General features: G+C 67.6%; 20 protein-coding genes. 13 read left to right on the forward strand and 7 right to left on the reverse strand.

The window, feature by feature from the left end; all coding sequences use genetic code 11:
* The first annotated feature begins 1 nt into the window (after position 1).
* The 4 genes from QM693_RS03185 to QM693_RS03200 all read left to right on the forward strand — a co-directional run bounded on the left by QM693_RS03185 (position 2) and on the right by QM693_RS03200 (position 4246).
* Positions 2–898, forward strand: a complete 897-nt coding sequence (locus tag QM693_RS03185; RefSeq protein ID WP_283351364.1) for a class II glutamine amidotransferase — start codon at positions 2–4, stop codon at positions 896–898.
* Positions 886–1584, forward strand: coding sequence for a GltB/FmdC/FwdC-like GXGXG domain-containing protein (locus tag QM693_RS03190; RefSeq protein WP_283351365.1), 699 nt, complete (start codon positions 886–888; stop codon positions 1582–1584). Before QM693_RS03185 ends, QM693_RS03190 begins: the two co-directional genes overlap by 13 nt.
* Positions 1585–1594: 10 nt before the next feature.
* A complete protein-coding gene (locus tag QM693_RS03195) occupies positions 1595–2911 on the forward strand; it encodes an FMN-binding glutamate synthase family protein (protein ID WP_005569862.1) in 1317 nt (438 codons plus the stop codon).
* A 105-nt stretch (positions 2912–3016) separates the two neighbouring features.
* A complete protein-coding gene (locus QM693_RS03200; RefSeq protein ID WP_283351366.1) occupies positions 3017–4246 on the forward strand; it encodes an allantoate amidohydrolase in 1230 nt (409 codons plus the stop codon).
* Positions 4247–4283: 37 nt separating this feature from the next.
* Here QM693_RS03200 and QM693_RS03205 read toward each other — a convergent pair whose 3' ends face one another.
* Positions 4284–4877, reverse strand: coding sequence for a TetR/AcrR family transcriptional regulator (locus tag QM693_RS03205; RefSeq protein ID WP_164064009.1), 594 nt, complete (start codon positions 4875–4877; stop codon positions 4284–4286).
* An 80-nt stretch (positions 4878–4957) separates the two neighbouring features.
* On the opposite strand from QM693_RS03205, the gene QM693_RS03210 reads away from it, so the two are divergent.
* Together QM693_RS03210 and QM693_RS03215 are read left to right on the forward strand one after the other, a co-directional pair.
* A complete protein-coding gene (locus tag QM693_RS03210) occupies positions 4958–5344 on the forward strand; it encodes a DUF1304 domain-containing protein (RefSeq protein WP_280781212.1) in 387 nt (128 codons plus the stop codon).
* A gap of 26 nt (positions 5345–5370) precedes the next feature.
* Entirely contained in the window at positions 5371–6378 is a 1008-nt protein-coding gene (locus tag QM693_RS03215) for an NADP-dependent oxidoreductase (protein ID WP_283332089.1), read from the forward strand.
* A gap of 53 nt (positions 6379–6431) precedes the next feature.
* Here QM693_RS03215 and xylB read toward each other — a convergent pair whose 3' ends face one another.
* The 4 genes from xylB to QM693_RS03235 are packed head-to-tail and all read right to left on the reverse strand — an operon-like array spanning position 6432 to position 11227.
* Entirely contained in the window at positions 6432–7814 is a 1383-nt protein-coding gene (gene xylB, locus QM693_RS03220; RefSeq protein WP_283351367.1) for a xylulokinase, read from the reverse strand.
* Positions 7811–8734, reverse strand: a complete 924-nt coding sequence (locus QM693_RS03225) for a carbohydrate kinase family protein (protein WP_283351368.1) — start codon at positions 8732–8734, stop codon at positions 7811–7813. The genes xylB and QM693_RS03225 overlap by 4 nt, the downstream gene beginning before the upstream one ends.
* Positions 8731–10212 carry a mannitol dehydrogenase family protein gene (locus QM693_RS03230; RefSeq protein WP_283351369.1) on the reverse strand — a complete coding sequence of 494 codons (1482 nt, stop codon included), beginning with the start codon at positions 10210–10212 and terminating at the stop codon, positions 8731–8733. The genes QM693_RS03225 and QM693_RS03230 overlap by 4 nt, the downstream gene beginning before the upstream one ends.
* A gap of 10 nt (positions 10213–10222) precedes the next feature.
* On the reverse strand, positions 10223–11227 hold the full coding sequence (locus QM693_RS03235) for an NAD(P)-dependent alcohol dehydrogenase (RefSeq protein ID WP_283351479.1): 1005 nt from the start codon (positions 11225–11227) through the stop codon (positions 10223–10225).
* 151 nt (positions 11228–11378) lie between these two features.
* Between QM693_RS03235 and QM693_RS03240 the strand changes: the two genes are divergently transcribed.
* The 5 genes from QM693_RS03240 to QM693_RS03260 are packed head-to-tail and all read left to right on the forward strand — an operon-like array spanning position 11379 to position 16756.
* Entirely contained in the window at positions 11379–12401 is a 1023-nt protein-coding gene (locus QM693_RS03240) for a sugar-binding transcriptional regulator (RefSeq protein WP_283351370.1), read from the forward strand.
* A 52-nt stretch (positions 12402–12453) separates the two neighbouring features.
* Positions 12454–13779 carry an ABC transporter substrate-binding protein gene (locus tag QM693_RS03245; protein ID WP_283351480.1) on the forward strand — a complete coding sequence of 442 codons (1326 nt, stop codon included), beginning with the start codon at positions 12454–12456 and terminating at the stop codon, positions 13777–13779.
* On the forward strand, positions 13776–14741 hold the full coding sequence (locus QM693_RS03250; RefSeq protein WP_283351371.1) for a carbohydrate ABC transporter permease: 966 nt from the start codon (positions 13776–13778) through the stop codon (positions 14739–14741). The genes QM693_RS03245 and QM693_RS03250 overlap by 4 nt, the downstream gene beginning before the upstream one ends.
* On the forward strand, positions 14741–15619 hold the full coding sequence (locus tag QM693_RS03255; protein ID WP_280781217.1) for a carbohydrate ABC transporter permease: 879 nt from the start codon (positions 14741–14743) through the stop codon (positions 15617–15619). The genes QM693_RS03250 and QM693_RS03255 overlap by 1 nt, the downstream gene beginning before the upstream one ends.
* Positions 15620–15670: 51 nt before the next feature.
* The gene (locus QM693_RS03260) at positions 15671–16756 is read left to right on the forward strand and encodes an ABC transporter ATP-binding protein (RefSeq protein WP_283351372.1); all 1086 of its coding nucleotides are present in this window, start codon (positions 15671–15673) and stop codon (positions 16754–16756) included.
* A gap of 8 nt (positions 16757–16764) precedes the next feature.
* Here the strand turns inward: QM693_RS03260 and QM693_RS03265 are convergent, their stop codons facing one another.
* Together QM693_RS03265 and QM693_RS03270 are read right to left on the reverse strand one after the other, a co-directional pair.
* Complete coding sequence (locus tag QM693_RS03265; RefSeq protein ID WP_283351373.1) at positions 16765–18174, reverse strand: FAD-binding oxidoreductase; 1410 nt, start codon at positions 18172–18174, stop codon at positions 16765–16767.
* 9 nt (positions 18175–18183) lie between these two features.
* Positions 18184–19380 carry a L,D-transpeptidase gene (locus QM693_RS03270; RefSeq protein ID WP_283351374.1) on the reverse strand — a complete coding sequence of 399 codons (1197 nt, stop codon included), beginning with the start codon at positions 19378–19380 and terminating at the stop codon, positions 18184–18186.
* A 258-nt stretch (positions 19381–19638) separates the two neighbouring features.
* Between QM693_RS03270 and QM693_RS03275 the strand changes: the two genes are divergently transcribed.
* Together QM693_RS03275 and QM693_RS03280 are read left to right on the forward strand one after the other, a co-directional pair.
* Positions 19639–20091: a MarR family winged helix-turn-helix transcriptional regulator gene (locus tag QM693_RS03275; RefSeq protein ID WP_280781284.1), complete on the forward strand. Its 453-nt coding sequence runs from the start codon at positions 19639–19641 to the stop codon at positions 20089–20091.
* Positions 20088–21512, forward strand: coding sequence for an MFS transporter (locus QM693_RS03280; RefSeq protein WP_283351375.1), 1425 nt, complete (start codon positions 20088–20090; stop codon positions 21510–21512). The genes QM693_RS03275 and QM693_RS03280 overlap by 4 nt, the downstream gene beginning before the upstream one ends.
* Positions 21513–21519 lie beyond the last annotated feature (7 nt).

A 21519-nucleotide genomic window follows, 5' to 3' on the forward strand; every position in this document is an offset into this window, starting at 1 on the left:
CATGTGTGGAATCGTCGGACTTCACCTGCGTGAGCCGTCCCTCTACCCACAACTCGGCGCCCTGCTCACCGACATGCTCGGTCAGATGTGCGACCGCGGACCCGATTCCGCAGGCATGGCGATTTACGGGGACCAGGCCTGGTCACCGGTCGGGGAGTCCACGGTCTCGCTGCTCGACTGCCCCATCCCCGCAACGGAACTCGCCGCAACGCTGTCGGCGTCACTCGACACCACCGTCACCGGAATCGACCTGCACCCGACGACGATCCTGCACGGCGTCGTCGGCGCCGAGGATCTCGCGGCGGCAGTGCGCAGTGTGGTGCCGTCGGCCCGGGTCATCGGCTTCGGCGACGACCTGACCGTCCTCAAGGGCGTCGGAAACCCCATCGACCTGGCGAACCGGTTCGGGCTGCCGTCGGCGAGCGGCTGGCAGGGTGTCGCGCACACCCGCATGGCCACCGAATCCGCAGTGACCGCCGAGGGGTCGCACCCGTTCTCCGTCGGCCCCGACCAGTGCCTCGTGCACAACGGCTCGTTCTCCAACCACATGAGCATCAAGCATCAGCTCGAACGTGACGGCGTCGAATTCGACAGCGCCAACGACACCGAGGTCGGGGCGCGGTTCGTCGCCAAGCAGCTCGCCGAGGGCGTCGACCTGGAGAAGGCGCTGCTGACGCTGAACGAGACGTTCGACGGCTTCTACACCCTGCTCGTCTCGACGGCCGACTCGTTCGCCGTGGTCCGGGACGCCATCTCCTGCAAGCCCGCCGTCATCGCCGAGACCGACCAGTGGGTCGCGATGGCCTCCGAATACCGCGCCCTGGCGAACCTGCCTGGCGTCGACAACGCCCGAATCTTCGAGCCCGAACCGGAAGAGGTGTACGTATGGCACCGGTAGCCACCACCGAAGCGACTGTCCTGAACCTCGAGACGTCGAGTACCCGTGCCGTCAACGAGCGGCTCACCTCCCCCGAGGCCCCGAAGACGGTCACCGTCACCGGCCCGCAGGGCGCGCACGCGCTGGCCTGCGGCCTCGACTCCGACATCGACGTCACCATCGACGGGCACGTCGGCTACTACTGCGCCGGCATGAACCAGCACGCGACGGTGACCGTCACCGGCAACGCCGGAGTCGGGGTCGCCGAGAACATGATGTCGGGAACGGTGCACGTCAAGGGTGATGCGTCGCAGTCCGCGGGCGCCACCGCCCACGGCGGCCTCCTCGTGATCGACGGCAATGCCGCTGCGCGCTGTGGCATCTCGATGAAGGGCGTCGACATCGTCGTCGGCGGCAACATCGGCCACATGTCCGCGTTCATGGGTCAGGCCGGACGTCTCGTCGTCCTCGGCGACGCCGGCGAGGCCCTCGGCGACTCGCTGTACGAGGCCCGCATCTACGTGCGCGGCACCGTCGCCTCCCTCGGCGCCGACTGCATCAAGAAGGACATGCGCGAGGAGCACCTGACGGAACTGCGGGAACTGCTGGATCAGGCCGGTTTCGACGCCGACCCGTCCGAGTTCACCCGCTACGGCTCCGCCCGCAACCTCTACAACTTCCACGTCGACAACGCCAGCGCGTACTAGGAGAACCGTCATGAACACCCCGAACCCGGCCCTGCGCGAATCGGCGACGTTCGACCGCGGCGTCATCTCCGAGATCCAACGCGCCGCCGAAACCGGCATCTACGACATCCGCGGCTGGGGTGCCAAGCGCAAGCTGCCGCACTTCGACGACCTGCTGTTCCTCGGCGCGTCGATGTCGCGGTACCCGCTCGAGGGCTACCGCGAGAAGTGCGACACCGACGTCGTGCTCGGCGACCGCAACGCCAAGTTCCCGCTGCACCTGGACATCCCGATCACCATCGCCGGCATGAGCTTCGGTGCACTGTCCGGGCAGGCGAAGGAAGCCCTCGGCCGCGGCGCCAGCGAGGTCGGCACATCCACCACCACCGGTGACGGCGGCATGACCCCCGAGGAACGGGGGCAGTCGAAGAACCTCGTCTACCAGTACCTGCCGTCCCGGTACGGGATGAACCCGGACGACCTGCGCAAGGCCGACGCCATCGAGATCGTCCTCGGCCAGGGTGCCAAGCCCGGCGGCGGCGGAATGCTGCTGGGACAGAAGATCACCGAACGCGTCGCCGGGATGCGCACCCTCCCGATGGGCGTCGACCAGCGGTCGGCGTGCAGGCACCCCGACTGGACCGGCCCCGACGACCTCGCGATCAAGATCATCGAACTGCGCGAGATCACCAACTGGGAGAAGCCGATCTACATCAAGGTCGGCGCCACCCGCACCTACTACGACGTGAAACTCGCCGTGAAGGCCGGTGCCGACGTCGTCGTGGTCGACGGCATGCAGGGCGGCACCGCCGCCACCCAGGACGTGTTCATCGAGCACGTCGGCATCCCCACCCTGGCCGCGATCCCGCAGGCGGTGCAGGCGCTGCAGGAACTCGGGGTGCATCGCAAGGTACAGCTCATCGTGTCGGGGGGCATCCGCAGCGGCGCCGACGTCGCGAAGGCAATGGCCCTCGGGGCGGACGCCGTCGCCATCGGCACCGCCGCTCTGATCGCGCTGGGCGACAACAGCCCCCGCTACGCGAAGCAGTACGAGGAACTCGGCTCGGCGGCCGGGTTCTACGACGACTTCCAGGCCGGCAAGGACCCTGCCGGCATCACCACCCAGGACCCGGAACTGTCCAAGAACCTCGACCCCGTCGAGGGCGGACGGCGGCTCGCGAACTACCTGCGGGTGCTCACCATGGAGGCGCAGACCCTCGCCCGCGCCTGCGGCAAGTCGCATCTGCGCAACCTCGAACCCGAGGACCTCGTCGCCCTCACCGTCGAGGCGTCGGCGATGGCCCGCGTGCCCCTCGCCGGAACCACCTGGATCCCCGGCGCCCTGTAGGCGGCTCCGCCACCCGTGCGCCTTTTTGGTAGCTGGGACAACCAGAAAGGCGCACGGGCGCGAAGCGCCTGCCGGCTTTGACACTATGAGTAGAGGACCGAGAACATGACTTCCTTCGATTCGCTCTGGGCGAGCATCCTCGATGTGGGACAGCACAAGTCGACCAGGGGATACCGAAGATTCGCGTGGAACGACGCCGACATGACGCTGCGCGAATGGTTCTCGGACTGTGCGCAGGCACGCGGCATGAGCGTCGACGAGGACCGCAACGGCAATCTGTGGGCGTGGTGGATGCCCGAGGGCTGGGACGGCGACCCCCGCGACAGTTTCGTCACCGGATCGCACCTCGATTCGGTACCCGACGGCGGCGCCTACGACGGACCGCTGGGGGTGGTGTCCGCGTTCGCCGCGATCGACCTCGTCCGCGAGCGGGGAATCACGCCGACGCGTCCGGTGGCGGTCACTGCCTTCTCCGACGAGGAGGGCGCACGGTTCGGTGTCGCGTGCGTCGGCTCGCAACTCTCCACCGGGGCGCTGGCACCCGAACGCGCGCTGGCGCTGCGGGACAACGACGGCATCAGCCTCGGCGAGGCACTGGTCGGCGCCGGCCGCGACCCGCACCATCTCGGCGAGGACCCAGACCTCGTCGACCGCGTCGGCGTGTACGTCGAGTTGCACGTCGAACAGGGACGCGCGCTCGACCTGATCGACAGCCCCATCGCCGTGGCGTCATCGATCTGGCCGCACGGCCGGTGGCAGTTCGTGTTCTCCGGAGAGGCCAACCACGCCGGCGCCACCCGGCTCGTCGACCGCCGCGACCCGATGCTCGCGTTCGCCTCCTCCGTCCACACCGCCCGGACCGCCGCGACGCTGCACGAGGCGGTCGCGACGTTCGGAAAGGTGCGGGTACTTCCCAACGGTGCCAACGCTATTCCGTCGGAGGTGCGGGCGTGGCTCGATGCGCGGGCCGCCGACGAGGAGACGTTGACGAAGCTGGTGCAGCAGATCACCGCCGAGGCGCAGGCCTACGCGGCCGCCGACGGTATCGGTCTCGAGGTCGACGCCGAATCGGTCACGCCGATCGTCGAGTTCCCGCACTCCACCCGGGAACGACTGCGCCGCTCGCTCGCCCACCTGGGTGACATTCCCGTCCTCCCGACCGCTGCCGGCCACGACGCCGGAATCCTGTCCGCGAAGGTGCCGACGGCGATGATGTTCGTCCGCAACCCCACCGGCGTGTCCCACTCGCCCGACGAGTTCGCCGAGGCGGACGACTGCAACCGCGGCGCCGAGGCGCTGGCGGACGTGATGGCGGACTGGGTCACCGCTATGTGAGTGGTAAAGCGTGTCGGGGCACTCTTTGCCACTCACGTCAGGACGTGGGTCGCCATTCCTCCAGTTGCTCGACGGCGGTGTTCGCGACCGCCACGGCCTCGTCCCGGTTGACCCGCGACAGCAGGAGTGCGCTGACGGACAGTGATGTCAGGAGCCGGGTCCGGTGGGCCAGGGTGGCCGTCGACGCGTCCGGGTCGTGGGCCCGGAGAGCGTGGGCGAGCGCCCCGGACAGTTCGCGCTGGTATGCGTCGACGACGGACCGTTGCGTGTCGTCGTGCGCGGCGAAACCGGCGGCACTGTTGAGTAGCAGGCAGCCGCGTCCGGGGGTTTCGTCGGGGAGGGCCGCGAGGGCGCCTGCAAGGCTGCGGTAGTAGCGCACGGCGGCGTCGGGGCGCGTCGGTTCGTCGGTCAGGATGCGGAGCCGGGGGCGAACCACCCGGTCCAGGTAGTCGTGCACGGCGGCGTCGAAGAGTCCGCGTTTGCTGGTGAACGCGTTGTACAGGCTCGACCGATTCAATCCGGTGACGCGCTCGAGGTCGGGTATCGACGTGGCTTCGAAGCCCTTGTCCCAGAACAGGTCGCGGGCGCGGCCGACCACTTCGGCCGTGTCGAAATCCTGCGTGCGCGGCATGACGATCCTCACTCCTGGTTGTGAAACGACCATTTCAGTATATATTGAAATGGTCAGTTCAGAACGAGGAGGGATTTCGTATGGTCGCCGCGGGTCTTGTTCTTGCCGCACTCGCCAGTGCGCTGCACGTCTACATCTTCGTGCTCGAGTCCGTCCTCTGGACCGCGCCGCGCACCCGCGCGACGTTCGGAACCAGTGCCGAAGAAGCCGACGCCACCAAGGAGCTTGCCTTCAACCAGGGCTTCTACAACCTCTTCCTGGCGATCGTGACGGCAGTCGGCATCGTCGCCGTGATCATCGGCGCGACCGCCGTCGGTGCTGCCCTCGTCTTCGCCGGTGCCGGCTCCATGCTGCTCGCGGCCCTCGTGCTCCTGCTGTCGTCGCCCGACAAGGCTCGCGCGGCGATCACCCAGGGAACACTTCCGCTGCTCGCGGTACTCCTCCTCGCGCTCGGACTGGCGCTGTGACCTCAGACGTATCGAAAGGAACACCCGTGACCACGAGCACCCAGATTCAGCTGATCAACCGGCCGGTGGGCTGGCCCACCCAGGACGACTTCCGCACCGCGACCGTCGAGCTGCCCGACCTCGGGCCCGACCAGGTGCGGGTGGCCAACGAATTCGTCTCCGTCGACCCCTACATGCGCGGCCGGATGAACGACGTGAAGTCGTACATCCCGCCGTTCGCGCTGGGCGAGACGATGACCGGCGGAGCTGTCGGTCGCGTCGTCGAATCCACCGCCGCGACGCATCCGGTCGGCTCGGTGGTGGTCCACGATCTCGGGTGGCGGGACGTCGCGCAGGGTGACGCCTCGGCGTTCCGCGTCGTAGACGAGATTCCGGGAGTGTCGATCTCGGCCTATCTGGGGATTCTCGGACTGACCGGGCTCACGGCGTACGTCGGACTCGTCCACATCGCGCACCTGAAGGCCGGCGACTCCGTGTTCATCTCCGGCGCCGCGGGTGCGGTGGGGACGGCCGCCGGGCAGATCGCACGACTCGAGGGCGCGTCCCGCGTCATCGGATCCGCCGGGTCCGCGGAGAAGGTCGCGCTGCTGACCGACCGTTACGGATACGACGCGGCCTTCGACTACAAGCAGGCACCGGTGCGCGAGCAACTCCGGGGACTTGCCGGTGACGGCATCGACGTCTACTTCGACAACGTCGGCGGCGACCACCTCGAGGCCGCACTCGACGTCATGCGCAACGGCGGCCGCGCCGCCCTCTGCGGTGCCATCTCCGCGTACAACGCCACCGAGCGCACACCGGGCCCCGACAACATGGTGAACATCATCAGCCGCGGGCTCACCCTCGAGGGCTTCACCCTCGGCAACTACACGCACGTCTTCCCCGAGTTCGCCGCCAAGATGGGACCGTGGCTCGCATCCGGCGACGTGGTTCACGACGAGACCGTCGTCGACGGCATCGAGAACTCGGTCGACGCGTTCCTGCAGCTCATGCACGGCGGAAATGTCGGGAAGATGCTGGTGAAGGTGGCGTAGCCACCCGTGCGCCTTTTTGGTAGCTGGAGCAACCAAAAAGGCGCACAGGCGCGTCAGCGCCTCACGGAGGCATACCGTTCGCGCACTTCGGGTGCCGGGTCGGCCTCGTAACGCTGGGCGGACGTCTGATCCCACTTGGGTGGTTCCGGGGTCCCGGCCAGCGTCCAGGCCGCCTGCCTGCATGCGCCGATCGCGACGTACTCCGCCGGTTGCGGCACCAGGACCGGGGCCCCGAAGATGGCGGGCGCGAGTTCGCACAGTGCCTGTGAGCGGGCGCCGCCGCCGACGAGGAGGATGCGACGCACCGTGACGCCCTGGGCGATCAGGTGGTCGATGCCGTCCGCCAGGCCGCACAGCAGCCCCTCGACCGCCGCGCGGGCGAGGTGGGCGGGGGTCGAATTGGCCAGCCGGAGTCCGTGAACGGAGCCGGTGGCGTTCGGCCGGTTGGGGGTGCGCTCCCCCTCGAAATACGGCACCATCACCAGTCCGCCACTGCCGGACGGCGCCGACAGCGCCAGCCGCGACAGCTCGTCGTGATCGACGCCCAGCAGCGAGGCGGTCGCGTCGAGCACCCGGGCAGCGTTCAGCGTGCACACGAGGGGCAGTTGACGTCCGGTGGCATCGGCGAAGCCGGCGACGAAACCGCCCGGATCGTTCGCCGGTGTCACGGACACCGCGGACACGACGCCCGACGTTCCCACGGAGACGACGACGTCGCCTTCCTGGGCGTCGAGAGCCAGTGCGGCGGCGGCATTGTCGCCGGTGCCGGGGCCGACGGCGGCGCCCCAGCGGGTTTCCCCGATCTTCTCGGCCGGGTGGGCCACGCGCGGCACGGTGGCCGTGCGTCCGCGCAGTGCCAGCGACAGCAGGTCGGGACGGTAGGAATCCGTGGCCGCGGAGAAGTATCCGGTGCCGCTGGCGTCGCCGCGGTCGGTGGCCAGGGTGCCGAGATCGGACCTGCCGGTGAGCTGCCAGCCGAGCCAGTCGTGGGGCAGGCACACCGCGGACGTCCGGTCGGCGTTCGCCGGTTCGGAATCGGCGAGCCAGCGCAGTTTGCTGACGGTGATCGCGGCGAGCGGCACCACACCGACGGCGTCCGCCCACGCGTCCGGACCACCGAGGTCGTCCACCAGTTGGGCGGCGGCGTCGGCGGAGCGAGTGTCGTTCCACAGCAACGCCGGACGCACGACCGTCCCGGTGTCGTCGAGGCACACCATGCCGTGCTGTTGCGCGCCGACCGACACCGCGGCGACGTCGTCGAGTCCGCCGGCGGCGGCGATGGCGCTGTCGAGGGCCGAAGCCCACGCCTGCGGGTCGACCTCGGTGCCGTCCGGATGCGACGCCCTGCCCTCGCGGACGAGTTCACCGGTGTCGGCGTCGCAGACGATCACCTTGCACGACTGGGTGGACGAATCGATGCCCGCGACGAGGGTCATTGCCGGACACCCGCCGCGCGATCCAGTGTCTGGCGGGTGGGCAGGTCCGCCCCGGCACGCGCGACGGTGAGACCCGACATCAGCACCGCGTTGTCCAGCACGTTCCGCACTTCCTCCGGGGCGATCGCGTGGAGGGCGTCGCGGCTCTCCGCGCCGAGGAAGCCGTGCGACCAGAACCCGTCGAGGAGCCCGGCCATGAACGCGTCGCCCGCGCCGACCGTGTCGACCACCTCGACGTTGCGGGCCGCGACCTCGACGAGTCCGGCCGCGCAGACCGCGAATGCGCCCTCGGCGCCCTTCGTCACCGCGACCATCGCCGGGCCGCGGGACAGCCACTCGCGGGCGATGTCCTCGGGATTTCGGTCGGGGTCGTACCAGCGGAGGTCCTCGTCGCTGACCTTGACGATGTCCGAGATCGACACGAGGTGCTCGATCCGCTGCCGGGCGCGTGCCTTGTCGGTGATCAACACCGGTCGTACGTTGGGGTCGTAGCTGATGGTCGCCGACGAGCGGCGGCGGTCGAGCATGTCGGCGACGACGTCGCAGCCGGGTTCCATCACGGCGGCAATGGAACCGGTGTGGACGAGCGCCGGTGTGGACGACCCGCTCGGGCAGGGAAGGTCCCACTCGATGTCGAACTCGTAGGTGGCGGATCCGGCGGAATCGAGGGTGGCGTGGGCCGTCGCCGTTCGCTGCGCGGTGATGCTGCCGGGCGCGAGGCTCACTCCCGACTGCTCGAGGTGCCGGACGATCGCGCCGCCTCTCGTGTCGTCGCCGATCCGGGTGACGAATTCGACCGGACGACCGAGCCGGCCGAGGCCGACCGCGACGTTGAGCGGGCTGCCGCCGACATATTCGGTGGTGGCGCCGTCGCTCGCCGTCACGATGTCGATGAGAGCTTCACCGATGACCAGACTCATGACTGCACCTTCTCACGCAGAGCCTCGAGTGTCTCCCGTGCACCGACGCTGTACAGCGAGTCCAGCGCCCAGAGGTACGCGGTGACGAAGCGCGGATTGTCGGCCAGGTCGCCGAAGACAGACTGATTCTCGATGAAGGCAGTGCGGTTCTCGTGCTGGCTGCGCGCGATCGGCACGAGGGAGTCCTTCAATTGGTCGACGACGTCGATGGGCTCGCCGTCCTCGTCGACTCCCTCGGCATACCGGGCCCAGCTCGCCACGATCGCGGCGGACAGTCGAACGGGCCGGTCGGCCAGCAGGTTTTCGCGGATCACGGGCAGCAGCCACTTCGGGATGCGGTCGGAGGATTCGGCGCACAGGCGGGCGACGGTGTCGCGGATCTCGGGGTTGGAGAATCGTTCGATGAGCGTGCGCTTGTATTCGTCGAGATCGACTCCGGGTACCGGCGCCAGGGTGGGCGTGGCCTCCTCGTCCATGTACGCGAGCAGGAAGTCGGCGAAGAGTGGGTCCTGCGCGACGTCGTGCACGAGCCGGTATCCCGACAGGTAGCCGAAGTAGCAGAGGGCCTGGTGGCTCGCGTTGAGCAGACGCAGCTTCATCAGTTCGTAGGGTTCGACGTCGTCGACCACCTGGACGCCGACGTCCTCGAATGCCGGGCGACCGAGCGGGAAGGCGTCCTCGAGCACCCACGACGTGAACGGTTCGGCGGCGACGGGCCACTGGTCGTCGATGCCGAACCGCGACGACAGCGCCTCCGTCACCTCGGGGGTGGTGACGGGCGTGATGCGGTCGACCATCGAGTTGGGGAACGACGTCTCCGCGCGCATCCAGGCCGCCAGTTCGGGATCCTTCAATTCGGCGTACGCCAGGAACATCTTGCGCGCCACGTCGCCGTTGCCCTGAATGTTGTCGCAGGACATGATGGTCGGCGACGGCAGCCCGCGCGCTCGGCGCCGGGCCAGTGCCTCGACGACGAGTCCGAACGTGGTCCGCGGTGCGGCGCCGTCGGTGAGATCGTGTACGACATCCGGGTTCTCGGCATCGAACTCGCCGGTGTCGTGGGTGAAGTTGTAGCCGCCCTCCGTGATCGTCAGTGAGACGATCTTCGTGGACTCCGCGGCGATCTTCTCGATCACGGCCTCGGGGTCGTCGGGGGCGAAGAGGTAGTCGACGATGGATCCGATGACGCTGACGTCCCAGGTGCCGTCCGGGTGCCGCAGCGCCAGCGTGTACAGGCCGTCCTGCGCGTCGAGGACGTCCTTCATGCGCCGGTCACCGGGCAGGACCCCGACCCCGCAGATGCCCCACTCGCGGGCCTCCCCGCGTCGCAGCAACCGGTCGACGTACATCGCCTGATGTGCGCGGTGGAATCCGCCGACACCGAAATGCACTATCCCTACGGTGATGTCGCTTCGATCGTAATTCGGCACCTGCACGGTGTCGTCGAACTGTTGCAGTGCCTGCGCGCACAGTTGCATCGGTCTCTCCTCATTCCTGGACGCGTACGACGGCCTTGAGGCTGCCCGGCGTCCGGTCTGCGTTCAGTGCTTGCTCCGCTTCGGCGAGCGGAAATCTTCCGGTGACCATCGAATCGAGGTCGACCCGCCCCGACCGCGCGAGGGCGATCGCCGTCGGCCACGTGTTGGCGTAGCGGAATACCCCGGTCAGTACCAACTCCCGGTTCTGGATGGTCTGGACCGGCAGTGTCATCTCGGGGGCGCCCATGCCCACCAGAACCACGGATCCCGCGGGCCTGACGGCCTGGATTCCGGCCAGCACCGCACTCGGGGCGCCGGACGCGTCGACGAACGCGTCCACGTGGAGTCCCGCGACGTCCTGCTCGCGGGGGTCGAGCACCGCGGTGGCACCGAATTTGGTTGCGACGTCGCGTCGCCGGGGATCGAGGTCCGAGACGACCACTTCGGTGGCACCGAACGCGAGGGCGGTCTGCACCATGGCGATTCCGATCGGCCCCGCGCCCGCGATCAGAACACGGGATCCCGCCGTCACTCCGGCTTTGCGGGTGGTGGCGATGGCCACGGACAGCGGCTCGCACAGCGCGGCCGCGTCCTCGGACATCTCGTCCGGAATCGCATGGGCGAACGCCGAGCCGATGGTCACGTATTCGGCCAGCGCCCCGTCGATCGGCGGGGTGGCATAGAACTGCATGTGCGGGCACAGGTTGTAGAGACCGCGCCGGGATTCGTCGGTGTCCGGGTCGGGGCGTTGCGGTTCGATGGAGACACGCTGCCCGATACGCGCTGCCGGGACCCCGTCGCCGACACCTACGACGGTGCCCGACGCCTCGTGGCCCAGCACGATCGGCTGGTCGACCACGAACTCGCCGATGCGGCCCTCGCGGTAGTAGTGGGCGTCCGATCCGCAGACACCTACCGAGGCCACGCGGACCAGGACGTCGCCGGGGGCGGGAGTGGGCACGGGGCGTTCCCGGATCTCGATCACACCCGGCTCGACGAGCACGCTGGCACGCATCGTCCTGGGGATATCCGAAGGGAGTGTTGTGTGGGTCACACTTCGATGCTAGCGTACTGAGCAGATGAACGCATAGTGATCATTTGCTCACGGTTTCCCCGGGGCTCCGAAGACACACACGACGGACCCGGGATCATGGCGAGGAGAACCAGTGACGTCCCCCAACTCGACGGCCCCGACGCCGTCTCTCATCACGGCACCACCGCCGTCCACGACGGAGGATCTGCGCCTCGCGTTGCGCGCTGCAACGCTGTACTACCTCGACGGAATGACCCAGGCCGAGGTCGCCACACGACTCGGTGTCTCCCGCCCCACCGCGGGCCGGCTGGTGGCACGAGCCCGCGCCCAGGGCCTGGTGCGCATCGAGGTGCAGGCACCCGCGCATCTGCGTGATGCGCTGCGCTCGGACGAGGAGCGCGCGCTCGAGGAGAAGTTCGGACTCGTCGAGGCGGTGGTGGTCGCCGATTCCGTCGACGCCGCCGGTGCGATCGACGACCACAACAGCTTCGCCGGCGTCGGACGGGCCGCGGCGTCGCTGCTGGTTCGCCGGATTCGGGAAGGCGACACCCTCGGATTCACGTGGGGGCCGGAGACGGTCGCCGTCGCGCAGGGTCTGCCGTCCGGGGCGGCCACGTGCGCGTCCGTCGTCCAGCTCGACGGCTCGGTGAGTGCCATCAACTACCAGACCGGAACGGAGTACGTCCTGGGTAGATGCGCAGAGCAGCTGCAGGCCAACACTGTTCGGCTTCCCGTTCCGCTGTATGCGGACGCGTCGACCGTGGTATCCATGCGGAGCGACTCCGTCATCTCCAAGGCGCTCGAGGCCGGGCGGACCGCGGAGATGATGATGTTCGGAACGGGTGCCGTGTCCACGTCGACCACCCTGTTCGAGGGCAGCTTCATCGACACGGACATGCTGTCCGTGCTCACCGGCCTCGGCGCGGTCGGCGAAGTCGGTGGACGCTTCTACCGGCTCGACGGAACCGAGGTTGCCGGCCCTCTGGACGAACGGGCCATGTCCGTTCCTCTCGACGACATCCGCGCGTGCGAGGGGTCGATCCTCGTCACGGGTGGCGTCGCCAAACACCAAGCGGCACTGGGTGCCCTCCACGGCGGACTGGCCAAGATGCTGGTCTGCGACATCGAATGCGCGCGTTGGCTGCTCGATCAGTAGCACCACGCAAGAGAGGTGAAGATCGGTGAACAAACACAGGAAACCGGCGACGATGCTGGTAGCCGGAGCGGGAGCGCTCTGCCTCACGCTGAGCGGATGTGCAGGCGCCGGATCGCTGGGCGCGTCGGACCAGACCATCACCATCGCGATGGTCTCCAATTCACAGATGCAGGATGCGCAGAAGCTCGCCTCGCAGTTCGAGGAAGAGAATCCCGACATCGACCTGAAGTTCGTCACGCTGTCGGAGAACCAGGCGCGCGCGAAGATCACGGCGTCCACGGCAACCGGTGGCGGTGAGTTCGACGTCGTGATGATCAGCAACTACGAGACCCCGCAGTGGGCCAAGTACGGCTGGCTGAAGAACCTTTCGGAATACGCCGAGGCGACGGAGGGTTACGACGAGGCCGACTTCATCCCCACCCTGCGCGAGTCGCTGTCCTACGAGGGGAGCATGTACTCGGTGCCGTTCTACGGCGAGTCCTCGTTCCTGATGTACCGCAAGGACCTGTTCGAGCAGGCCGGAATCACCCTGTCGGAGAAGCCGACCTGGACCGAGGTGGCAGCGGCCGCAAAGCAACTCGACTCCGAGGACATGGCAGGCATCTGCCTACGCGGCAAGCCGGGCTGGGGTGAATTGCTCGCACCCCTCGACACGGTCATCAACACGTTCGGTGGCCGCTGGTTCGACGAGGACTGGAACGCTCAGCTGACCAGCCCGGAGGTGGAACGCGCGGTGCAGTTCTACGTCGACCTGGTGCGCGAGTACGGCGAGCCCGGCGCCGCGACGAGCGGTTTCGGCGAGTGCGCCACACAGCTGGCCCAGGGCCAGGTGGCGATGTGGTACGACTCGACGTCCGCGGTGTCCACCCTGGAGGATCCGGCGTCGAGCGCCGTCGTCGGCAAGATCGGGTACGCCCCCGCGCCGATCGAGGTGAAGGACAACTCCGGCTGGCTGTACAGCTGGTCGCTGGGAATCCCCGAGAGCAGCGAGAATCCCGATGCGGCGTGGAAGTTCATCTCGTGGATGACCGACAAGCAATACATACGCACGGTCGGTGAGGATCTGGGCTGGGAGCGGGTGCCTCCGGGCAGCCGGCTGTCGACCTACGAGATTCCCGAGTACAAGGAAGCCTCGGCGGCCTACGGACCGCTGACGCTCGAGGCGATCGAGAACGCGACACCGGATGCGCCCACCGTGCAACCGGTTCCGTACACCGGCGTGCAGTTCCTGGCGATCCCGGAGTTCCAGGATCTCGGAACCCGCGTAAGCCAGCAGATCAGTGCGGCGATCGCAGGCCAGCAGACCGTGCCCGAGGCGCTCGCCCAGGCACAGCAGTACGCCGAGGTGGTCGGCGCGACCTATCGGGAGGAACGATGACCACCATCGCCGAGAAACCCACCGCGGACGGCACCGCCGACCGGGTGCGGGAACTGCGGGAGGCCAAGGATGACAGCGTCTCCCGCGCCGAGGGATGGCGTCGCCGGGGGCCGTTGCTTCCCGCTCTGATCTTCATGATCGTGGTGACCCAGATCCCGTTCCTGTTCACGCTGTACTACTCGACGCAGTCCTGGAACCTGGTCCGTCCGGGGTCCCAGGCTTTCGTCGGCCTGCAGAACTACGTGGACGTGTTCCAGGACAGCCAGTTCCGTGAGGTCGCGGTCAACACCGTGATCCTGATCGTCGGGACCGTGATCATCTCGGTGGTGCTGGGCCTGCTGCTGGCACTGCTGCTCGACCGCGCCTTCCTGGGCCGCGGCATCGTGCGTACCCTCCTCATCACCCCGTTCCTGGTGACACCCGTCGCCGGTGCGCTGCTGTGGAAGACCACGATGTTCGACCCGGTGTTCGGCATCGTCAACTTCGTCCTCTCCCCGTTCGGGGTGGGACAGGTCGACTGGGTCAGCAAGTTCCCGCTCGCCGCGGTCATGGTGAACCTGATCTGGCAGTGGACCCCGTTCATGATGCTGCTGATCCTGGCGGGTCTGCAGTCCATGCCGCGCGACATCCTCGAGGCGGCACGGGTGGACGGCGCCAAGCCGATCGCGATGTTCCGCGAACTGACGCTCCCGCATCTCCGCCGGTTCATCGAACTCGGCGCGGTGCTGGGCGCGATCTACCTGATCAACACGTTCGACGCCATCTACATGATGACCCAGGGCGGGCCGGGCACCGCCAGTGCCAACCTCCCCTTCTACATCTATCAGCGCGCATTCCTCGGTTTCGACATCGGGCAGGCCGCCGCGATGGGCGTCATCGTCGTGATCGCGACCATCGTCGTCGCGACCCTGGCGTTGCGCCTGATCTTCAAGAGCTTTACCGGTAACGAGGAGGCAGCGTAATGAGTACCGACACTGCGGCGGCGCCGGTGGAGTCCACCCCCACCGCGCCGGAGACGAAGCGGGCGCGCAAGCACCGCAAGTTCAGTCCGTGGAGCGTGGTGGCGTGGATCGTGGCCCTCGGCTTCTTCTTCCCCGTGGCGTGGATGGTGCTCACCGCGTTCAAGCAGGAGGGCGACGCCTACACGACTCCGCCGAAACTGTTCTTCACGCCCACCCTGGACCAGTTCAAGGCAGTCCTCGACAGCGGAATCGGCACCGCACTGCTGAATTCGGCGTTCGCGACCGCCATGTCGACGATCCTCGTGCTGGTGCTTGGTGTGCCTGCGGCGTTCGCGCTGTCGCTGCGACCGGTCCGCAAGACGAAGGACGCCCTGTTCTTCTTCATCAGCACGAAGATGCTCCCGATCGTCGCCGCGATCATCCCGCTGTACGTGATCGTCAACGACATCGGCTTACTCGACAACATCTGGGCGCTGATCATCCTGTACACGGCGATGAACCTGCCCATCGCGGTGTGGATGATGCGTTCGTTCTTCCTCGAGGTTCCGGGCGAACTGCTCGAGGCCGCCAGCATGGACGGCGCGAGCCTGTGGACGTCGGTGCGCGAGGTGATCCTTCCGCTCGTGTCACCCGGCATCGCGGCCACCGCCCTGATCTGCGTGATCTTCTCGTGGAACGAATTCTTCTTCGCCGTCAACCTCACCGCCGTTCAGGCACAGACCATTCCGGTGTTCCTCGTCGGCTTCATCACCGGTGAGGGCCTGTACTGGGCCCGGCTGTCGGCAGCGGCGACGCTGGCGGCGCTCCCGGTCATCCTGGCCGGCTGGGTCGCACAGAACAAGCTGGTCCGCGGCCTGTCCTTCGGTGCGATCAAATGATCACCCCGGCAACCACTTCCCCCGACTTCGGTACCCACAAGAGGAGCAATCATGGCTGACATCGAGTACAAGGGCGCATCCTGCATCTACGAGAACGCCGACACGCTGGCGGTCGATACGCTCGACCTCGACATCGAAGACGGCGAGTTCATCGTCCTCGTCGGACCGTCCGGCTCCGGCAAGAGCACCGCACTGCGGATGCTCGCCGGCCTCGAGGACATCGACGAGGGCACCATCGAGATCGGTGGCAAGGACATGGTGGGTGTTCCGTCGAAGGACCGTGACATCGCGATGGTGTTCCAGAACTACGCCCTCTATCCCAATAAGACGGTGGGCGAGAACATGGGCTTCGCTCTGAAGATGCGCGGGGTCGGGGTGGAGGAACGGAAGAAGAAGGTGGCCGATGCCGCCAAGCTGCTCGACCTGACCGACTACCTCGATCGTAAGCCCGGCAAGCTGTCCGGCGGTCAGCGCCAGCGGGTGGCGATGGGCCGGGCGATCGTGCGGGAGCCGCAGGTGTTCTGCATGGACGAGCCCCTGTCGAACCTCGACGCCAAGCTGCGCGTCCAGACCCGCACGCAGATCGCGGCGCTGCAGCGCCGGCTCGGCACCACCACCGTGTACGTCACCCACGACCAGGTCGAGGCCATGACCATGGGTGACCGGGTGGCCGTCCTCAAGAACGGCAAGCTGCAGCAGTTCTCGGCTCCCACCGAACTCTACGATCGCCCGAAGAACGCGTTCGTCGCCGGCTTCATCGGTTCGCCCGCCATGAATCTGATGACCATGCCCATCGTCAGCGACGGCGTGCGCCTGGGGAACTCGACGCTCGCGCTCGAACGCAACCAGCTGTCGGCGCTGCACGCGGCCGGATTGGAGACCGTCACGGTCGGTGTGCGCCCCGAGCAGCTGGAGTTGTCGACCGGGGACGGTGGGATCGAGGTGATCGTGGACCTGGTAGAGGAACTCGGGAGTGAATCCTACGTCCACACCCACATCGCCGGTGACGGTACACAACTCACCGCCCGGTCACTGACCCGCACCCCCGCGCGGCTGGCCGACACGGTGTCCCTGCGCAAGCGGGACGGAGCGGTCCACCTGTTCCACCCGGAGACGGGGGAGCGGATCGGCGACTAGGGCATGTCCTAGAGCGGATAGTGCGTCAGCACCCCCATCGGATCGTGCCTCTGCCGCAGTTCGCGCAGTCGGCGAAGGTTTCCACCGTAGGCCGCGTCGATCTCGGCTCCGGTCTCGGGGAAGCCGGGCCGGACTTCGACGCTGTAGACGCCGATCGTGTGGGGTGCGAGCGCGTCGAGGGTGCCGCCGGCCCACGACAGGCAGGCGGCTCCGTCGTAGGGGTCGGACCAGATGGCGTTGAGCGGGATGTTCCACTCGCCGCTTCGGCCCCAGAATGCGGTGTCGCCGTCACCGACGTCGGCGAGGGCGCCGCCGGTGTGCTGGAAGTCGATACGACATTCCCGCGTCGGCGCCCCTCGGATCTGGGTGGCCAGGGCCTCCGCGAGTTCGGAGTCGAGGGTCGGTCCGGTGAAGACGGCCTTCCCGAAGAACGACCCTCGGCGCTCGCCCGGTTCGGGCAGCCGGATCGGTTCCGGTTCTTCGCCGTCGGGGCCGGGCGGCGCGAATTCGGGCAACCCGGTGAGGTACGTGCCGGACGTCTCGGATCGGTACAGCACGGTGCCCGACACGTCGGCGACCGTGGTGGCGGCGGATCGGGCGCGGTCGATGGCGGATTCGTCCCCGCTCGCGCACGCGGTGTACACGAAGAGGACGGGCTCGTCGGGAGACAGGGCGCTGTAACCGAGTACCGCGCCCATCGTCGTGTCCCGCGGAAGCGTCGGTGCGACACGGAAGTAGGTGGCGAGCGCTTCGAGTCCGAGCACCATCCGGTCGACCCACACCGGACCCACCGGGTGTGTGCGCAGCACCGCCGACGTGACGACGCCGAAGCATGGTGCGCATCCCCGGACCGCCCACCACAGGTCCGCTTCGTCACCGGTGCTGGCATCGGACAGGTGGACGACCTCGCCGGACGGAAGCACCAGTTCGGCCTCGACGAGCTGATCGATCGTCAATCCCAGACTGCGCGTGAGGTATCCGACGCCGCCGCGGGTGACGAGTCCGAATCCGGCGTGGTCCACGATCCCCACCGGAACCACGCGGCCGGTGGGTGCGAGGGCGTCCAGCATGGTTCCCACGGTGGCGCCGCCGGCGACGACCACCCGGTCGTCTTCGGGTCGGGCCGTGTTCAGGTGCGCCGACAGGTCGAGCATGACGGCATCGTCGGCGACGCAGTTGGAACTCAGCCCGCCGCCGCGGACGGTGACGGTGCCGCCCGTCCGATGCGCGACCCTCATGACGGTGGAGACTTCCTCCACGGACACCGGTTGGACGACGCAGGACGGCCGGCGTCTCGCGGCATCGGGAAAGAACACTCTGCCCAGCGCGGTGCGGTAGTCGCGGGTGTCCGGCAGATGAACCCGGTGCGGGAGGACCGCCTTCAACTGCGTGACACATTCCGCGGATGGTGAATTCACGAGCGCCTCCTATCCCGTTGCGTTACCTGCCTGCCACTGATCCCACGGGACCTCCCAGTCACCGTACGTGTCCCACACGGGCAGGAGCGGTCCGCCCGAGTTGGTGATCTCGACGACATCGCCGATACCGAAATGGTCGAACATCCACTGGGCGTTGGCGGGTGCCAGGTTGACGCAGCCGTGGGAGACGTTGCTGCTGCCCTGATCACCCACCGACCACGGCGCCGAGTGGACGAACTCGCCGTCGTTGGAGATCCGCAGGTTGAGATCTACCTTTTCGCGGTAGTAGTCGGGATCGCCGGCGCAGACCCCGTACGTGCAGGAGTCCATGATGATGCTCTGCTGCTTGTCGGAGATCACGTGCGGACCCTCGTGCGAGGGGTGGTCGGGGGTGCCGAGACTCATCGGCATCGCGTTCTCCTGGACGCCGTTGTGGAAGACGGTGAGCATTTTGCTCGCCCCGTCCGCCTTGGCCACCCACGAGTCGTGCACGGTGTAGTCGGCAGCGTTGTTCTCGGCGCCGAAGATCCCGTCGCCCAGATCGACGCCGTACACGTCGGCCTCGATGTGGATCTTGGTGCCGGGCGCCCAGTATCCCGCCGCTCGGTAGTGCGCGTTCTGGTCGTCGGTCCAGTACCAGGCGCCGGGCTGCGGCGGTGTCGTCGTCACCTGCAGTCGCTGCTGCACCTCGGCCTTGTTCACGACCGGTGCGGTGAATTGGAAGACCATCGGCTGGCCGACGCCGATCCCGGTGTCCGCGACGACCTCGGGTGCCGGGACGACGTTCGCGTACGCGGTGGTGCCGGGCGTCAACGTCGTGACGGTGAAGGTCTGCTCGACCGGGGCGCCGTCGGGGTTGACCGCGTCCGCGACGACTGTGTACGTGGAGCCGTAGGCCAGCGGTTGGCTGCTCGTCCAGTTCGTGCCGTCGGGCGTGAGGTTTCCGGCGACCGGTGTGTTCTGCTCCGCGGGATTCGTGACGGTCACGGCCGTCAGCCGGCCGCCCGTCGCGGTCGCCACGATCGGGGTGGTCGGGTTGATCGGCGCCCCGTCGGCGGCGGGGACGGCAATCGAGGCGGGCGCGGACTGGGAGGTGGTCGGGGGTTCCGAGGTGCCGGTGTCTCCGATGGTGCATGCCGTTGCCAGGAACGTCATGGCCACCACCGCGACAATGCCGGCTGTCCGTGTGCGAAGAGTCACGACCACCTTCTTTCGGATCTGGATCAGCGCTCGCCGTCCTCATACTGCCAGCGATCGCCTCGGAGGTTCCTGTGAGACACCCGCCCCGCTCGCCCTACCTGCAGGAATTCGAGCGCGCGACGCCTCCCCGCGACCATTAGACAGCAGTGCTGATGAAATTCGGCCTCAGAACAACCATTATCCGCGGTAGATGAATCATTGAGGAATGCAAATAAAACAGCTAGACTGGCTAATGAACCTGACCAGTGAGAGGGAGGCAGCCACATGGACCAGAAGGTCGATCAGCTCCGCGAGGACGTCGTTCTGTTCAACCGACGTATCCGAACCCAGCGCTCCGGGCACCTGCTCACCCCCTCACAACTCCAAGCCCTCGCGCACCTCGACCGGGAAGGTCCGATGAGCGCACGCGCTCTCGCCGATCTCGAGCAGGTCGCGCCGCAGTCCATCGCGCGGACCGTCTCGATCCTCGAGGAGTCCGGAATGGTCTCCCGGACCGTGGACCCCCACGATGCGCGCGCGAGCATCGTCGCGGTCACCGCGCTGGGTTTGCAGACGCTCGTCGACGATCGGTCGCGGCGTAGCGAGTGGCTGACGGCCGCACTCGCCGCCGAATGCACCGACGCCGAACGTGACCTCCTCTTCATCGCCGGACGGCTACTCCGCCGGCTCGCCGGAACTCCCGAGCCGGCGCCGCAGGAGTCACTGATGAACTCGTGAGCGCGACCGTCGCCGATGCCGGCCTCGCGCAGAAGTCCCCGTCCGTACCGTTCCGGGTCAGCGGCTCCGTCGCCACCGGGAGCATCCTTCAACCGCTGAACTCGTCGATGATCGCGGTGGCGATCGTCGGGATCGCCGCCCAGTTCGGCTCCTCGTCCGGGATCGCATGGGTGATCTCGGGGCTCTACATCGCCACGGCCGTGACCGCCCCGATGGCAGGCAAGCTCGGCGCGCTGCTCGGCGCCCGGAAGGTCTACCTCGGGGGCCTCGCCCTGGTGGCGCTGGGCTCGATCGCCGGTCTGCTCGCACCCAGCGTCGGCTGGCTCATCTTCTCCCGCATCCTCGTCGGAATCGGAACCGCCACACAGTATCCCAATGCGATGACGATGATTCGCGGATACGCGGAACGACACGGCGCGCAGCCGCGCACCGCGATCACGACCCTCGCGATCTGCAGCCAGGCTGTCGTGGCACTGGGCCCGACGCTCGGCGGACTGCTCGTCGGGGCGTTCGGCTGGCAGTCGATCATGTGGATCAACCTGCCGATCGTCGCGTTCAGCGCGGTGGCGGTCACGAAATTCGCGAAGGTCGGATTCGTCGGCGGCATCTCGGTCAGCGGTCGGCAACTGCTGCACGCGCTCGACGTGGCCGGGGTCCTGCTGTTCCTCGGGCTCGTCTCGTCGACGATGCTGTTCCTGCTGTCGCTCACCACCGATCCCGTCTGGTGGCTGATCCCGGTGTGGGCTCTGGTGTTCGCCCTGTTCATCCACTGGGAACGACGCGCGGACGAACCGTTCATCGACGTTCGGGCCCTGGCCCGGAACCGTGCGCTCAGCGCCACACTCGCCCGCACCCTCCTCACCTACACGGCGTTCTACTGCATCTTCTTCGGCATCCCGCAGTGGCTGCAGTACTCCCGCGGAATGAGCGCCACCGAAGCCGGTCTGATGATGCTGCCCGTCGCCGTCGTCGGCATCGGCTCCACGCTGTTCGCGTCACGGACGTATCGGCGGCACGGGGTGCGCCGAACGCTCACCGTCGGAACGTGTGCGCTCCTGGTGGGAGGACTGCTCCTGGCGTCGGTGGAGAGCAGTACGGCCCCGATCGTCGTGCTACTCCTGGTGGCCGCAGTACTGGGAATTCCCAATGGATTCAACAATATCGGCAATCAGAACCTGATCAGCTCGGTCACGTCCGTCGAGGAAGTGGGCACGGCGATCGGGATGTACCGCACCGTGCAGTACATCGGAGCGAACCTGTCGGCCGTCGTGCTGCAGACCACCGCCGGTCACGTCATCGGCGACGACGGACTGCACCGCACGGGCTGGTTCATCGCCGTCGCCGGCGTTCTCCTCCTCATCGGCGTCCTGATGTCACGGAACATGGGGGACCGGCGGTCGACGAACGCGTCGACGGCGTAGCAATAGC

The sequence above is a fragment of the Rhodococcus sp. IEGM 1305 genome, from assembly GCF_030058635.1.
GTDB classification, from domain to species: domain Bacteria; phylum Actinomycetota; class Actinomycetes; order Mycobacteriales; family Mycobacteriaceae; genus Rhodococcus_F; species Rhodococcus_F opacus_D.

Bases quoted from the DNA above. Each gene is read 5' to 3' on its own strand.
- QM693_RS03210 (WP_280781212.1), top strand. From the start codon at position 4,958: ATGGTCGCCGCGGGTCTTGTTCTTGCCGCACTCGCCAGTGCGCTGCAC.
- QM693_RS03190 (WP_283351365.1), top strand. From the start codon at position 886: ATGGCACCGGTAGCCACCACCGAAGCGACTGTCCTGAACCTCGAGACG.
- QM693_RS03260 (WP_283351372.1), top strand. From the start codon at position 15,671: ATGGCTGACATCGAGTACAAGGGCGCATCCTGCATCTACGAGAACGCC.
- QM693_RS03275 (WP_280781284.1), top strand. From the start codon at position 19,639: ATGGACCAGAAGGTCGATCAGCTCCGCGAGGACGTCGTTCTGTTCAAC.
- QM693_RS03230 (WP_283351369.1), bottom strand. From the start codon at position 10,212: ATGCAACTGTGCGCGCAGGCACTGCAACAGTTCGACGACACCGTGCAG.
- QM693_RS03225 (WP_283351368.1), bottom strand. From the start codon at position 8,734: ATGAGTCTGGTCATCGGTGAAGCTCTCATCGACATCGTGACGGCGAGC.
- QM693_RS03250 (WP_283351371.1), top strand. From the start codon at position 13,776: ATGACCACCATCGCCGAGAAACCCACCGCGGACGGCACCGCCGACCGG.
- QM693_RS03185 (WP_283351364.1), top strand. From the start codon at position 2: ATGTGTGGAATCGTCGGACTTCACCTGCGTGAGCCGTCCCTCTACCCA.
- QM693_RS03195 (WP_005569862.1), top strand. From the start codon at position 1,595: ATGAACACCCCGAACCCGGCCCTGCGCGAATCGGCGACGTTCGACCGC.
- QM693_RS03245 (WP_283351480.1), top strand. From the start codon at position 12,454: ATGCTGGTAGCCGGAGCGGGAGCGCTCTGCCTCACGCTGAGCGGATGT.
- QM693_RS03205 (WP_164064009.1), bottom strand. From the start codon at position 4,877: ATGCCGCGCACGCAGGATTTCGACACGGCCGAAGTGGTCGGCCGCGCC.
- QM693_RS03255 (WP_280781217.1), top strand. From the start codon at position 14,741: ATGAGTACCGACACTGCGGCGGCGCCGGTGGAGTCCACCCCCACCGCG.
- QM693_RS03200 (WP_283351366.1), top strand. From the start codon at position 3,017: ATGACTTCCTTCGATTCGCTCTGGGCGAGCATCCTCGATGTGGGACAG.
- QM693_RS03235 (WP_283351479.1), bottom strand. From the start codon at position 11,227: ATGCGTGCCAGCGTGCTCGTCGAGCCGGGTGTGATCGAGATCCGGGAA.
- xylB (WP_283351367.1), bottom strand. From the start codon at position 7,814: ATGACCCTCGTCGCGGGCATCGATTCGTCCACCCAGTCGTGCAAGGTG.